Origin of the sequence: Exiguobacterium aurantiacum, assembly GCF_024362205.1 — a bacterium.
Lineage (GTDB): Bacteria > Bacillota > Bacilli > Exiguobacteriales > Exiguobacteriaceae > Exiguobacterium > Exiguobacterium aurantiacum_B.
Map to the genome: position 1 here is coordinate 2822217 of NZ_CP101462.1, position 14120 is coordinate 2836336.

A 14120-nucleotide genomic window follows, 5' to 3' on the forward strand; every position below is an offset into this window, starting at 1 on the left:
TCAGCCCTTGATTTTTTTGATGAGCGACATCAGATGGCTGCGGAAACGTCCTTCCGGGAACAGACCCACTTCTCGTTCAATCAACGGGACCCATTCATCCCCACACCCGTGACTCGTTCCAATTAATAACCCTTCGAAATAAATCGCTTGATCGACAAACCCATGCTTCGCCCATTGCTCATGGTGCTCCAACAGTTTCAAAAACGATTTCCGGGCTGCCTCTGTCTCACCGGTCAAGGCGAAATAGACACCTTTACTCATCTCGAACGCCGCGATGAATTCTGCATTTCCGTCTAGTAGTTGATTCATGACCACAATCTGTTGATGGAGCAGCTCCGTCTTCCGATATTCAATCGCATAGAGCGCTTCCGTCATCGCCAAGCGTATTTTCATCGTCACGTCGTCCGTGAAATTCGTGTATTGTTTCGCTTTTTGCAGCGCATCGACAATCGCCGCTTCATCTTTTAAATAGAGGGCACAAATCGCAATCGTTCGATACACATCGTCGACCCGATAATACATTTTCGTTCGTTTCATATAATCGAGCGTGTCCTCGAGACGACGAATCGCGCCCGGTAAATCGTCGTCATACAACATATTTCGGAACACCATCAACATGCTGAATTCGACGCGGGTCTTCGTCTTCATGCTTCTCGAATCAATCAATTCAATCGTATCGATCCGTTCAATCGCCTCATCAAACCGATTCCACATGAGCAGATAAAACGCTTGGCTGATGCGGGCCATAATCAATTCTTCTTTCTCCTCGAGCCGCTCAAACACCGCGATTGCCCGATCATACCACTCCAACAGTTGTTGTTGATTCCCACTATAAAATACACTGTCCGCGAGTAACGTGTACGCCTTCCCTTGCCATACCGAGTTCATCTCAACGTCCACGTAAGGGAGGAGCGCCTTCTGAACGGCCTCGTCTTCCCATGAGTGGAGACCTCCTTGCGTATATTCAATCTCCTCGACGATTTTCTGTAAGTCCTCCTCGCGAGGATCGACGAGCAATGACTGCACCGACACGTCGAGTCGTTTCGCGATTTCACGAAGGCTGCGCATCGACGTCTCTGCTTTGCCGTTCTCAATCATACTGAGCATCGATTTCGTGATGATGCCTTCAGCGAGCTGGCTTTGCGTCAGTTTTTTTTCTTTGCGTAACGCTTTAATCCGTTGTCCAATCATAGAGCACCTCTTAAAAGTTAAATTTAATTGAACTTATTGTATACAAATCGAGTGTCATCGTTTACTATAAAGTTAAATCAGATTGAACTTAACTGTAAAGGAGAATCGATATGACGACCACTTCATCAAACTTGTATGTATTATTGCTCGGAAAATTCATGTCGTTGTTTGCATCCAGTCTCTTCACGTTCGTCGCGGGACTGACGGTTCTGACGACGTCCGGTTCGGGACTACAGTTCGCACTCGTCTTGCTTGCCGGCACAGTGCCACGTGTCTTATTATCTCCGTTTGCTGGGGCGTTTGCCGACAAACTGGATCGCAAGCGCGTGATCATTACGATGGAGTCCGTGAACGCCTTATTATTTTTAGCTGCCGGCATCGCGAGTCTCGTCTGGACGTTCGGCGTTCCTGCTTTCTTGATTATCACATGTCTGCTCTCTGTCGTCTCGACTTTCTTATCCGTCACATTATCGAGTTCGATTCCATTCTTGTTCGACGAAGACGGACTCCAACGCGCCAATTCCCTCATTCAAAGTACCATCTCCATCTCAAGCATCGGCACGCCGCTGCTCGCCGGGGCACTGTTTACGTTACTTCCGGTATCAGCGTTTCTCTTCAGCTCGTCTCTCTTATTGATAATCGCCGCCCTTGTCGCCTCTCGTCTCCACTTTAAAACGTACGACCATGTCCCCAGCGAGCAATCGACTTGGTCCGAGGTCCGGTCTGGCTTCCGCTACTTGAAACGCCAGCGCGTACTTTGGACGTTGACCCTCTTGGCCGCCTTGCTCAACTTCTTCTTCGTTGCCGCAGAAGTACTATTCCCGATTGCCGCCCTACAAGACATCGGCGTCAGTCCGCTCCAGTTCGGCTTTTTAGAAAGCATGTTCGCGGTCGGCTTTTTGATTGCCTCGCTCGTTCATGCATTACCAATCTTTCAAATCAAATATCGTCTGGCGACGACACGTAGCGCGCTTATCGTCGTGAGTTGTCTCTTTATCGCACCGGCCGTTCCACTCTATTTCGATTTCTCGGTCACGCCGGCCATCGTCTTCTTCGCGGCTTTCGCCTTATTAAGCGGATTCTTCATCATCCGCGTCAATATCCCCATTCAGCTCTATTTACAGACGAACACGGAACCAAGTTATCTCGGTCGCGTCATCGGTGTTCTCGAATCCCTCGCCATGGGCATCACACCGTTCGGATTCATCGTGTTTGGCCTATTGAGCGAATGGATGCCGGTCGCTTCACTCTATACGATTTGCATGCTCTGTCTGCTCACTATCACGTTGTTCGCGATGTATTGGATCCGTCACGACATAACTGCCGAAAAAGCCGCTGTGTCAGCGCAAGCAGAAAGTGCGTGAACGCAAAAAGACATCGAACGGTTCAGTTCGATGTCTTTTCTGTAGATGGGAGGACTCGTTTCTCTAACAAGAACGGTCCGAACGGGATAACGGATGCCATAACCGCGAGGACCAACACTTTTAAGCCCCAGTTGAAACGCCATGCCATATAGACGGCTGCCGCCACATAAGCGACGAACAAGAAACCGTGGGCCGCGCCGACGATGCTGACGGCAAGCGGCATACCCGCCAAGTACTTGAGCGGCATCGCGATGAGCAACAAGAGTAAGAAAGACACTCCTTCTGTGTATCCGAGCCATTTAAAACGTGTCGCGTTCATATTCGTTCTCCTTTTCAATCGATGCTACGTTCATCGTAGCCGAAAGAGGTGAGGTTTGTCACAGGAGAACGTCATAAAGTCGTTACGCTATTTGACGATTTGGTGAACGATGCATAACTTTCGTTTCAACGAACTTGCGAAGGAACAATCCATCGACACCGAGTTTACCAGCATTGTATCCAGCGACGAGAATGAGGACCGAGACGATTAACATCGTCGGGTTCGTGCTGACCGTTCCTGAGAGCAAGAACGCCATGTTCATAACGAGACCGAAGAAGGCAGCGCTGCGTGTGAGGGCACCAACCAAGAGGCCGAGACCGACTAGAAACTCCCCGTATGGAATCAACACATCAAATAAGGCCGCGTTCGGGATGGCGAAGTTTTCAAGGAATGCTGCCCACCAACCAGCTACAGCTGGGTGGTCGCCCGTGGCGAGGGATGCTGCATTTTGAAGATATCCACCTGATTCGAATCCGCCTGTGATCTTGCCCCAACCTGCTGTGAGCCAGTGATAGCCGAGCCAGAGACGAAGGACTGTCAAAATACCGGTGGCAATGTTGTGGTTTTGCCAAAATTTTGTGAACATGATAATTCCTCCTTTGAATGAGTGAATGATGACTTATATGTGATTACATTCACAATATACCATCCATGTTCATCTTTTCACATAGGTTAGGACGAGAGTTCACGTTTCGTTCATATGTACGTCACAGGTCAGTCACTTTTTGGAAATTGGTCAATTATAAAAGACGTCCACGAAGGACGTCCTTGTTGATTTATAGATTCACTTCTTGAGGTGGTTGACCTTTTTTATTCATAACGCGCATCGATTGCGGCGCGATTTTTAAGATGACGAGTTTCGGATCATCTGGGCCGTCGAACCAGCCTTCAAGTTTCTCGTTCCATACTTTTTCTTTCATCGATTCATCATCGGATACTGTCGTTTCCCCCAAGATTTCAAGATACGTATCCCCGACGCCATCGCCGTCATAACCAATGAGAATATGCGTATACGGATTGTTTTTCAGTTCATCGACTTTATCCGTATCTTTCGACGTTGCCGTGTAGAGCGTCAAATCATCATGGAAAAATGTCATATAACGACTGTGCGGCTTGCCTTTATAGACCGTCGCCATCGTCCCCACGTTACTATGATCTAAAATCTGTCTTGCCGTTTGCATTGCATCCATTCTGAAAAACCTCCTTGTGGTAGTCACTCGTATATTCTTTCCCCTGGGACAAGTGATTAAACACGCGGACAACAAAAAACCTGCTCGCCGAAGCGAGCAGGTTATAAAATTCCTTAGAAAGGAAGATTAGATTTTTTCAACGTTAGAAGCTTGTGGTCCACGAGCTCCGTCAGTGATTTCGAAAGTTACTGCTTGGCCTTCTTCAAGTGTCTTGAAGCCGTCGCCTTGGATTGCTGAGAAGTGTACGAATACGTCGTCTCCGCCTTCCATTTCGATGAAGCCGTAACCTTTTTCTGAGTTAAACCATTTTACTTTACCTGTGTTCATAATGAACCCTCCTGAAATAAACGCTGTGCGTTCTAGTAGTGCCTTACTAGAAAAAACTGACCAATAAAAAATCACAAACCTGTAGGATTATCTTAAACGAAAAATAATCCAAAGCGTTTTGTGAATTATGTTTCCAGCTATTCTTAATTAAGCACATATAGAATATACCATGGATAAATGCTTCTGTCTACTAAATACTTCGGTTTGCTAAAAATACTTCTAAAACGGGTACATCCAAATGTAGTGAACGCTAGGAGGATGAACCATATGACCGCACATATTGACCGCTCGAACATCGCCGCCACCATCGCCTATCATTCGAACTGGGCGTCCGATGAGCTATTGACGGAATCGCTCGACTGGCATGCGTCGACTCGACGCACCACCTATCCCGATCAAGCAAAAATCTATCTCTCTCACTTACCGATGACCGAACGCATCGTCCCGGTGACAAGTTCCTTGCCGCTTGAGATGGTAGACGGAATCGTCCGCCCGGTCTGGATGCGCCGCCTCGATGCTGAGCACTTGAACTTGAGACAACGGGCGCACCATCACATCGACGTCACCGATTATGGGGCCGTCGGGGATGGTCAGACGGATTGCACGCTCGCTTTCCGGCTCGCTCTCAGGTCGAACCGTCATGTCCACGTACCGGCCGGCGTGTATGTCGTCCGCGGCATCCGCATCCCCTCGAACTGTGTGCTCGAAGGAGCTGGACAGCAGGAAACGATGATCAAGCTTTCGGACCGAGCCCCGAAACATCGACGGTTGCTTCGAAACGCGAACCCGTTCGCCGGTAACCATCATATCGAGGTCGCCCATTTGACGCTCGACTGGAACGTGGAACGCCTCGGCGACGTCGATCGAACCTCGAGCGGCGATACGGCTTCAAGCGCGTTGACGTTCGCGCACGTCACATTCGGCTGGATTCACCACGTCACGGCGAAAAATGCTGGGTTGCACGGGTTCGATATCACTGCCCCGCACTATCATTACTTAGGGGACGGACTTCGTGCCAAGAAAGGGAGCCGGTACGTGTGGCTCGACCACTGCGAGGCGACGAATTACGGCGACGACGGTATCACGACCCATCATAGCGATGCCCTCTATATCACGAACTGTTACTGTCATCATCCACACGGACGGACGCACGCGCACGGGTTCTCAAACTCGAACGGGATTGAGGTCGATGACGGGTCACGCCACGTTACGCTCGTCAACAATATGAGTGAGGGTTGTTTTGGCGGCATCGAAGTAAAAGCGCACGGGACGTCTTCAGCCGCTCACGACGTCCATATATTTGGACACTTCTCGTATCACGACAACCGCTCGTTCAACTTCCGGCACATCAGCCATCACTTGGCGGATGACCCGCAATCGAAGACAGCACGCTTCCTTTCAGGGACAAATCTTGTATCGGTGGAGCCGGTCCGATCGAAGCTATATAAGAAGTCTTCTGCGCGTAGCCTGGTCGTATCGGCGTATCAAGACGTGTTCATTCACGGGTTCACGGCGATTGGCAATCCTGAATATGACTATCGCGGAAACCCGGCGCTCGCCATTCAATACAAATCTCGGAACGTCCGCTTGAAACGGATTGCGGCGAGCGGGTTTACTTCGGGTCGGGCTGATATTGAACTGTTCGGCGGGGATAATCGGACCGATCACGTCACGATTGAAGACGTCATTTGCCGTAACTCGGCCCCGGTCACTTTGAAAATCGGTGGCCAGTTGACGAATATTACACTCCAGCGTATCGAAGGCGAACAAAAAAGTGGAGATGCGCTCATCTCCACGAGTAGCCCGATTCAGGCCCATGACTTATTCGCTTATGGGTTTTCCGATCGCGTACGTAATGACGCTTGAGCCGACTCGACAAGTTCATCGAGCATCGCCTCATCTAAATTGAGTGAACTCACCGTCTGTTTCGCCATCATACGAACGATGGCTTTATCGAGAAAGCCCATCCGTTCAAAATCATAGCCGTTGCCGACGACTTCGACGAAATAGGCGTGTGCCCGTAACACTTCTCGATATGCGTCTTCAAGTTCGCGTTGCCGTTCGGCCGCGGTCGGCGTACCGGCACATAGATAGAGGCCGAGCGGTCGTTTGAGCAGGTGTACTTCGTTCATGTGGAGCCAAGCCGTCATCTCGTCTTGAATTTTCCCCATTCGAATCGAACTGCCGACGATCACATGGTCAACCGTCCCCCACTCGACATCCGGTTGTTCGACCACGTTTTGGATGTGGACGTCTCCCGGAAGCCGTTCGGCCAACAGATGGGCGACTTTCTCACTCGTTCCGTAGCGGGTCGAATAAGCAATTAACGTATTCATCGCGTTTCCCCCTTTCGGTCAGACTCTACTATCTCTATTCCCGAAAGCTTCTACAATTACTAACGACCCGAAAAAAACTCGCCACGAGGCGAGTTTTTTCGTCACACTTTATACACTTGCGCTTCATACGGACGAAGCGTGAACGGTTCGATTGGTTCCATGTTTCCGATGACGCGTTCTGTCACGTCATATGGAAGAGCACGAGTCACCGTCTCAGCTGAGAAGTTACAGAGCACGAGCCACGTCTCCCCTTCGAACGTACGTGTGAAGGCGTACACCACTTCATCGTCCGGGAGTAACAGCTCATACTTTCCGTAGACAACGATCGGATTTTGTTTTCGGAGCTGAATCAATTGGCGATAGTAATGGAAGAGCGAGTCCTGATCAAGCCGGGCCGCTTCCGCGTTTACGGTCACATAGTTCGGGTTGACCCCGATCCAAGGCGTTCCGGACGTGAATCCGCCTTGCGCTTCGGCCGACCACTGGACCGGTGTCCGTGAGTTGTCGCGCCCACGTGCGTGAATGCCGCGGAAAATCTCATCATGCGTCAACAGTCCATTCGTCGTGTAATCCCGGTAAGCGTTGAGCGTCTCGATGTCACGGTATTCATCGATTGAGTCGAACGCCACGTTCGTCATCCCGAACTCTTCACCTTGATAGATGTACGGCGTCCCTTTCAACATGTGGAGAAGCGTCGCGAGCATCTTGCCGGAGACGACACGGTATTCGTCCGAGTCGTTCCCGAACCGTGAGATGGCCCGCGGTTGGTCATGGTTGCTCCAATAGAGACTGTTCCAGCCATCTTCCTCGAGACCTTCTTGCCAACGCGAGAAGATCGTCTTCAATTCCGTCAACTTCCAGTCCGTCGGGTTCCATTTGCCGAAACTGCCGTTGCCGACGTCGACGTGTTCGAAATGAAACACCATGTTCAACTCGTCACGGTCTTCTCCCGTATAAAGCTTCGCCTCGTCGACGCTGACGCCCGGCATCTCACCGACCGTGATCGTATCGTATTTCGACAAGACCTCACGATTCATCTCCTGCATGAACTCATGGATGCGCGGCCCGTTGAAGAAGAATGGTGTACCGTCCCCGTAACCCGTCCCCCGCGTCTCGCCGTCTGGGTAGCTCGGGTCTTTCGAGATCATGTTGATGACGTCCATCCGGAAACCGTCGACCCCTTTATCGAGCCAGTACGTCATCAAATCGTACACTTCACGGCGCAACGTCTCTGACTCCCAGTTCAAGTCTGGTTGCTTTTTGCTGAACAGATGCAAGTAGTATTCGTCGCTCGCCTCATCGTATTGCCACGCACTCCCTCCGAAGAAAGCGCCCCAGTTCGTCGGCGGTTGACCGTTCTCGCCTTTTTTCCAAATGTAGTAGTCCCGATACGGGCTGTCTTTTGAGGAGCGCGACTCCATGAACCATTGGTGCTCGTCCGACGAATGGTTGACGACGAGGTCCATCATGATTTTGATGCCGTGACGATGCGCTTCTTCGAGCATCCCATCGAAATCGTCCATCGTCCCGAACTCATCCATGATGGCCCGGTAATCGCGAATGTCATAACCGTTGTCATCGTTCGGTGAATCGTACACCGGCGATAGCCAGATGACATCGATCCCGAGTTCCGCCAAATACGACATCTTCTCGGTGATTCCAGGGATGTCCCCAATCCCGTCACCGTTCGAGTCATTAAAACTGCGCGGATAAATTTGATAGACGACCGCTTCTTTCCACCATTGTTTCATGTTTCATCCTCCTCATACGTTCTGTCGATTTCATCGTACCCGCTCGTCGCCTTGATTTCTATCCATGATATGATGAATATATGCACGATTTTGCTATTAAGAAAGGATGATTCGGTGGAAATCGGCTTTTGTGGCTATTCGTATCATACGACGGCCTATACTTTTCCTTTCCCTAATCGATTAGAGACGTATTTGATTCGTTTGCAGACAGAAGGCACGGCACGAATCGTCGTCAACGGGAAGACGTTTACGGTACGGCCTGGCGATTTGTTACTCGTCAAACCTGGTGATGAGTACGAACTGCATGTCGACACCCCGGCGAGCGGGGATTATCATCTCTTCTGTGACGGTCCGACCCTCGATGCATGGTGGGCGGTGGCCGACCGTTCCCGCATCACGTCGATCTCGATCGACCCTCGCCTGCTGTCACTCTGGCAACATATCACCGAAGAGGCGCGCCGACCGACGACCGAACAGAGTACGGATTTGATTGAGACATTGATAGAAGCCTTGCTCCTCATGCTCGACCGTTCAGTCCAAGAAGTGCACGCAAACGTGCGACCACCTGTCGTGTCACGCATGATGCGTTATATAGAAGGAAACGTCACGAGCGACTTCAAAGTGGCGGACGTCGCCGACGCGGTCGGGCTTAGTGTATCGCGGACCGTCCACTTGTTCAAAGAAGTGACCGGTATGACGATTGTCGCCTATGCCCAATCGATTCGACTCCAGCTCGCCGAAGAACAGATGCAGTATACACAACACTCTCTCGAACGGATCGCCGAGCTGTCCGGATTCCGCTCCTATCCATATTTTCATCGAATTTTTAAACGGAAATATGGCGTCGCACCGGGGGTTTATCGCACCCTTCAACAAAAAAACGAAAAAAAATAAAAAAACAGTGATCCATTTTTTGAACCGCTCCGTTAGATGGGTGTAAACAACGACAACCACTCAAAAAAAAAGGAGCGATTACTCATGAAGAAGAAAACAATGAACAAGATTGTAGCACCGGCACTCGCACTCGGCTTACTCGTACCATTGAATGCACAGGCAGCGGATCACGCGCCGACAGCAAGCACACCAGCAGGTGACTTACGAGCCACGCTCGACCAATTACTGTCTGAGCATTACGTCTTAGCCGTCACATCGATGATGAAAGCTTATGACGGAGCACCAGACGCCGAAGTCGCGATGAAGGCACTCGATCAAAACGCACTCGACATGACACCGGCCATCGCGTCAATCTATGGTGAGGAAGGCGCAGCCCAGTTCGAAGACATCTTCGCTGGTCACAACGACTACTCAGCCGACTTCGTCGAAGCGGCTAAATCAGAAGACAAAGAGCTTCGCGCTGACGCGGAAGCCGAAGTCGATGAATTCGTCGAAGAGTTCTCAACATTCCTTGATGCAGCAACAGAAGGTAACTTACCAAAAGACGCAGCCGCTGACGTACTTGAACTTCACGAAGATCAAGTTCTCTCAGTATTCGACAACTATGTCGCAGGTGACTATGAGTCGGCATACATGACGTACCGTGAAGGGTACAAGCTCATGTTCGACATCAGTAAAGCCCTCTCAGGCGCAATCGTCACACAGATGCCTGACAAGTTTGAAACTGCTGCTGACACACCGGCCGTCGAGCTTCGTTCGACATTGAACAGCCTTGCTGGTGAACACTTCGCACTTGCAGCGATTGGCATGCAAAAAGGCTACGATCAAGCAGAAGACTTCGACTACGTGAGCTGGGCTGAAGATCAGAACACACTCGATTTCAAAGCAGCCATCGGTTCAGTCTACGGTGACGAAGGTGCGGCCCAATTCGAAAAAGTATGGAACGGGAACCACATCACAGCACAAGGTGACATCGTTGCTGCTACACTCGAAGGCGACGAAGCTAAAATTGAAGAAGCACGCATGAAGCTCGACCAGTTCGCTGTCGATTTCAGCACATTCCTCGACGCAGCGACAGAAGGTAACTTGCCACAAGAAGCTGGTCAAGAAGCCATCAAACAACATGAGGCACTCGTGCTTCAAACGTTCGATCAGTATGTAGCTGGTGATGCGGATGCTGCTTGGATGTCATTCCGTGAAGGATACGCGTTCATGTTCGGTGTTGGTGAGACACTCGGTAACGCGATCGTGACACAAATGCCTGACAAGTTCGCTGAAACAACAATGCCTGAAGAGATGCCTGAAACAGGTCTCGGTGGTGCCCAAGAACAATCAATGAACACGCTCTACGCTGGCCTTGCTGTACTTGGCGGAATCTTGCTCGCCTTCGTAACGCTTCGCAACCGTAAAGTGTCTGAACAATAATTCAATAAGGAGGGAGCCCCATGAACAAGCGCCATTTGTTTCTGGCGCTCTCTCTCTTTTGTTTTGGCTTCTGGACGTGGACGAGCGCCCAAGAATCGTCGTCACCACCTGTAGAAGAAAAACAAATAGAGGAGAGCCCAGATTTATCGGCTGAATTCTCACTTCTACAGGAAGAGGTGAAGAAGCTTCGGTTAGCCGAGGAAGAGGAAAGTGCCAAGGCCGCAACACCCGTCCAACTTCAAATCCCAACCATTGATGTCGACACCGCGATCGAACAAGTCGGTGTACTCGACAACGGACAGATGGGCGTCCCGAAAGACGAGAACCAAGTCGGTTGGTTCGAACCGGGCGTCAAGCCGGGCAGCAAAGGGAATGCCGTCATCGCCGGACACGTCGACAGCAAGACCGGCCCCGCCGTCTTCTATGAGCTCGATCAACTGAAGACAGGCGATGACGTGACAATTATCGACGAGAACGGCAATACGTTGACGTTTCGTGTCACAAAAACAGAGAGCTATGATACGAAAAACGCACCAATCGAGGATATCTTCGGGGCCACGTCGAGCCGACATTTGAATTTGATCACGTGTTCCGGCACGTTCGGTGACGGCGGTTATGACGAGCGTTTCGTCGTCTACACCGAGCTTGTCGATACCGAGATCAATACCGAAGTTGAACTCGACGCACCGACAAGCGTCGAACTCCGCGGGAACTTATTGACGTGGCACGCCGTCCGTGACGACGCCGTCATCGGCTATCGCGTCTATGAGGTCGTCGACGGTGAAGCAACGCATATCGAGAGCATCCCGTCGCACGCCCGGAAAAGCATCGAGGTCACGAATGAACAGGCAACTTATTACGTGACAGCCATCGATCAGCTCGGGAATGAATCGGGTCCCTCTAAACAGACGAAGTAACCACAAAAGAACCCGCAGACGATTTATGTCTGCGGGTTCTTACGTTTTACACAAAGCATGGAATCTGCGGGTTGAACGTCTTATTGTTCTCCGTCATGATCTGTTTTTTGATTTTGCCTTCTCCGAGATAGACGATACGGTCGGCGAGCGCCTCCGCGTCCTCTTCATCGTGAGTGACGAAAATCGTCGTCGTCCCCGTCTGTTTGAGGAGGCGGCGTAAATCGTCGCGAATGCGATGTTGGAGCGACGTGTCCAAGTTGCTGAACGGCTCATCCAAGATGAGGAGCGACGGTTTAGGAGCAAGCGCACGCGCGAGCGCGACACGCTGTTGCTGACCGCCACTGAGCTCGTACGGATAGCGATGACGGAACTCAGACAAGTTCACGAGCGTCAGCATCTCTTCGACGCGTTCGTTCCGCTCTTTCCGGCTCAATTTATGCAGACCGAAGCGGATGTTCTTCTCAACGGTCATATGCGGGAAGAGCGCATAGTCTTGGAACACCATCCCGACACCACGCTGTTCAGGCGGCATGAACTGGCAATCGTCGCAACAGACACAGTCGTTGACGACGACGACGCCTTGATTCGGCATCTCAAGCCCCGCGATGAGGCGCAAAATCGTACTCTTTCCAGAACCGCTATCGCCGAGAAGCGATACGATTTCGCCTTTCGTGATCGAGATTGAGAATCCTTTAATCGTCTCGGCTTGCGCACCTTTATAGCTGAAGTGTAAATCGTTGATTTGAACAAACATTAGTCGGCCTCCTTATCAAGCACCTTGTGGAACACAAAGATCAACAGTCCGCTCATGAGCACGATGACGATTGAGGCGAGCGCGGCCTCATGTATCTTCTCGTCACTGACATATTTGAACGCCTGTGTGGCGAGCGTCGAAAAATTGAATGGCTGTAAAAACAGCGTCAGCGGCAATTCTTTCATAATATCGATAAAGACGAGGATGAACGCGCTCATGATCGCCCCTTTAATCATCGGGATATCGACGCGGAAGAACGTCTGCACTGTCCCCCACCCGAGCATGCGCGACGCTTCCGTGAACGACTTGCCGACTTTCTCAAATCCGCTCTCGATCGAGTTATAGCCGATGGCGAGGAAGCGGATGACATAGGCGAAGATGAGCATGATGAGCGTCGTCCTGAACACGAACGTCTGCCCTAAGTCCAAGGCGAGCGCTACGTTCAATACCCACTCGTCAAGCAGCAAGAACAACGTGATGACGGCGATGGCGATGGCCGCTCCCGGGATCGAATAGCCGAGCGTCGTCACTTTCGAGATGACGCGTGTCATGTTCGAGGGGAACAAGCGCGTGTAGTTCGCGATGATGAGTGCAAACACGAGAATGATCACGGTCGCGATGAAGGCAACGCTCACCGTGTTCCAGACGAGGCGGAAAAACTCGGCCGTGAACACTTGTTCGAACGTCAACACCGTCCAAGCGACGAGTTGAACGAACGGAATGAGAAACGCAATCCCGAAGATTGTGGCGACATAGCCGAACACGGCGTAACGATGCCATCCGGTCAGTTGTCTCGGTTTGAGCGGCTTCACTTTAGTCGTCGCATAGCTGAACTGTTTTCGACCTCGGATGAGCCGTTCCATCGTCAAGATGGCGATGACGAGAATCATGAGCGTCCCGGCGAGTTTCAGCGCCGAGGACGTATCTTTCATCCCGAACCACGTACTGAAGATGGCCGTACTGAACGTCTGAATCCCGAAGTATTTGACGACGCCATAATCGTTCAACACTTCCATCAAGACGAGGCTGACCCCGCCGATGATGGCAACGCGCGAGATTGGGATGACGACGGTGAAGAAGATATCCCACGAGCCGCGGCCGAGGATGCGGGCGTTCTCAATCATCGAGGACGATTGGTTGTGCAGGAAGGCCCGCGTGATCGTATAAATGTATGGATACAAGAACAGCGTGAAGATGAACACCGTCCCTTGAATCGTCATAATGTTGAAATACGTCTGGTCGACAGTGATACCGAACTCGTTCCGAAGTGTCGTCTGGATGACGCCCGTATAGTTCAAGATCCCGTGATACGTGTACGCCCCGATATAAGGCGGAATGGCGAGCGGTAAGATGAGCGCCCATTTGAAAAACCGACGGAACGGGAAGTCGTAGACGGTGACGAACCACGCCAGGCTCGTCCCGATGACAGTCGTCAACAGGCCGGTCGCGAGCATGATGAACAGTGTATTGCGCACGTAAGTCGGCAACAAGTACTCGCGAATGTGTTGCCAGTTCTCATTGACCGGTGCGAACAGCTCGACCAAGACGACGACGCCTGGCAGGACGATAAACACCAGCGCGATAAAGCTGAGGATGGCCCATCCATTCAGTTGTCGTTTCAGCGCGTACCAGTTCATGTCGTACAACTCCCG

The 14120-nt window shown here is 51.2% G+C and carries 14 protein-coding genes; 5 read left to right on the forward strand and 9 right to left on the reverse strand.

Annotated features, from left to right (window positions below; translation table 11 throughout):
* The gene (locus NMQ00_RS14695; protein ID WP_255177266.1) at positions 1 to 1191 is read right to left on the reverse strand and encodes a helix-turn-helix domain-containing protein; all 1191 of its coding nucleotides are present in this window, start codon (positions 1189 to 1191) and stop codon (positions 1 to 3) included.
* 110 nt (positions 1192 to 1301) lie between these two features.
* On the opposite strand from NMQ00_RS14695, the gene NMQ00_RS14700 reads away from it, so the two are divergent.
* Positions 1302 to 2555: an MFS transporter gene (locus NMQ00_RS14700; protein ID WP_255177267.1), complete on the forward strand. Its 1254-nt coding sequence runs from the start codon at positions 1302 to 1304 to the stop codon at positions 2553 to 2555.
* Positions 2556 to 2577: 22 nt separating this feature from the next.
* Here NMQ00_RS14700 and NMQ00_RS14705 read toward each other — a convergent pair whose 3' ends face one another.
* The 4 genes from NMQ00_RS14705 to NMQ00_RS14720 all read right to left on the reverse strand — a co-directional run bounded on the left by NMQ00_RS14705 (position 2578) and on the right by NMQ00_RS14720 (position 4391).
* Positions 2578 to 2874 carry a DUF3817 domain-containing protein gene (locus NMQ00_RS14705; protein ID WP_255177268.1) on the reverse strand — a complete coding sequence of 99 codons (297 nt, stop codon included), beginning with the start codon at positions 2872 to 2874 and terminating at the stop codon, positions 2578 to 2580.
* A gap of 82 nt (positions 2875 to 2956) precedes the next feature.
* Positions 2957 to 3460, reverse strand: coding sequence for a DoxX family protein (locus tag NMQ00_RS14710; RefSeq protein ID WP_255177269.1), 504 nt, complete (start codon positions 3458 to 3460; stop codon positions 2957 to 2959).
* Between the two features lie 190 nt (positions 3461 to 3650).
* Complete coding sequence (locus NMQ00_RS14715; protein ID WP_255177270.1) at positions 3651 to 4064, reverse strand: pyridoxamine 5'-phosphate oxidase family protein; 414 nt, start codon at positions 4062 to 4064, stop codon at positions 3651 to 3653.
* Positions 4065 to 4190: 126 nt separating this feature from the next.
* Entirely contained in the window at positions 4191 to 4391 is a 201-nt protein-coding gene (locus NMQ00_RS14720) for a cold-shock protein (protein WP_016507985.1), read from the reverse strand.
* Positions 4392 to 4658: 267 nt separating this feature from the next.
* On the opposite strand from NMQ00_RS14720, the gene NMQ00_RS14725 reads away from it, so the two are divergent.
* Positions 4659 to 6257 carry a glycoside hydrolase family 55 protein gene (locus NMQ00_RS14725; RefSeq protein ID WP_255177271.1) on the forward strand — a complete coding sequence of 533 codons (1599 nt, stop codon included), beginning with the start codon at positions 4659 to 4661 and terminating at the stop codon, positions 6255 to 6257.
* Here NMQ00_RS14725 and NMQ00_RS14730 read toward each other — a convergent pair.
* Both NMQ00_RS14730 and NMQ00_RS14735 read right to left on the reverse strand, forming a co-directional pair.
* Entirely contained in the window at positions 6221 to 6727 is a 507-nt protein-coding gene (locus NMQ00_RS14730; protein ID WP_255177272.1) for a flavodoxin domain-containing protein, read from the reverse strand. The genes NMQ00_RS14725 and NMQ00_RS14730 overlap by 37 nt on opposite strands.
* A gap of 101 nt (positions 6728 to 6828) precedes the next feature.
* A complete protein-coding gene (locus NMQ00_RS14735; protein WP_255177273.1) occupies positions 6829 to 8478 on the reverse strand; it encodes a glycoside hydrolase family 13 protein in 1650 nt (549 codons plus the stop codon).
* 114 nt (positions 8479 to 8592) lie between these two features.
* Here NMQ00_RS14735 and NMQ00_RS14740 point away from each other — a divergent pair, with 114 nt between their 5' ends.
* The 3 genes from NMQ00_RS14740 (at position 8593) to NMQ00_RS14750 (ending at position 11714) form a co-directional block, all read left to right on the forward strand.
* Positions 8593 to 9372, forward strand: coding sequence for a helix-turn-helix domain-containing protein (locus tag NMQ00_RS14740; RefSeq protein ID WP_255177274.1), 780 nt, complete (start codon positions 8593 to 8595; stop codon positions 9370 to 9372).
* Positions 9373 to 9456: 84 nt separating this feature from the next.
* Positions 9457 to 10797, forward strand: a complete 1341-nt coding sequence (locus NMQ00_RS14745) for a globin family protein (protein WP_255177275.1) — start codon at positions 9457 to 9459, stop codon at positions 10795 to 10797.
* Between the two features lie 20 nt (positions 10798 to 10817).
* Positions 10818 to 11714: a class F sortase gene (locus tag NMQ00_RS14750; RefSeq protein WP_255177276.1), complete on the forward strand. Its 897-nt coding sequence runs from the start codon at positions 10818 to 10820 to the stop codon at positions 11712 to 11714.
* Positions 11715 to 11760: 46 nt separating this feature from the next.
* On the opposite strand, the gene NMQ00_RS14755 is transcribed toward NMQ00_RS14750, so the two are convergent.
* A complete protein-coding gene (locus NMQ00_RS14755) occupies positions 11761 to 12468 on the reverse strand; it encodes an ABC transporter ATP-binding protein (RefSeq protein ID WP_021068048.1) in 708 nt (235 codons plus the stop codon).
* Complete coding sequence (locus tag NMQ00_RS14760; RefSeq protein WP_255177277.1) at positions 12468 to 14105, reverse strand: ABC transporter permease; 1638 nt, start codon at positions 14103 to 14105, stop codon at positions 12468 to 12470. The genes NMQ00_RS14755 and NMQ00_RS14760 overlap by 1 nt, the downstream gene beginning before the upstream one ends.
* Between the last annotated feature and the right edge of the window lie 15 nt (positions 14106 to 14120).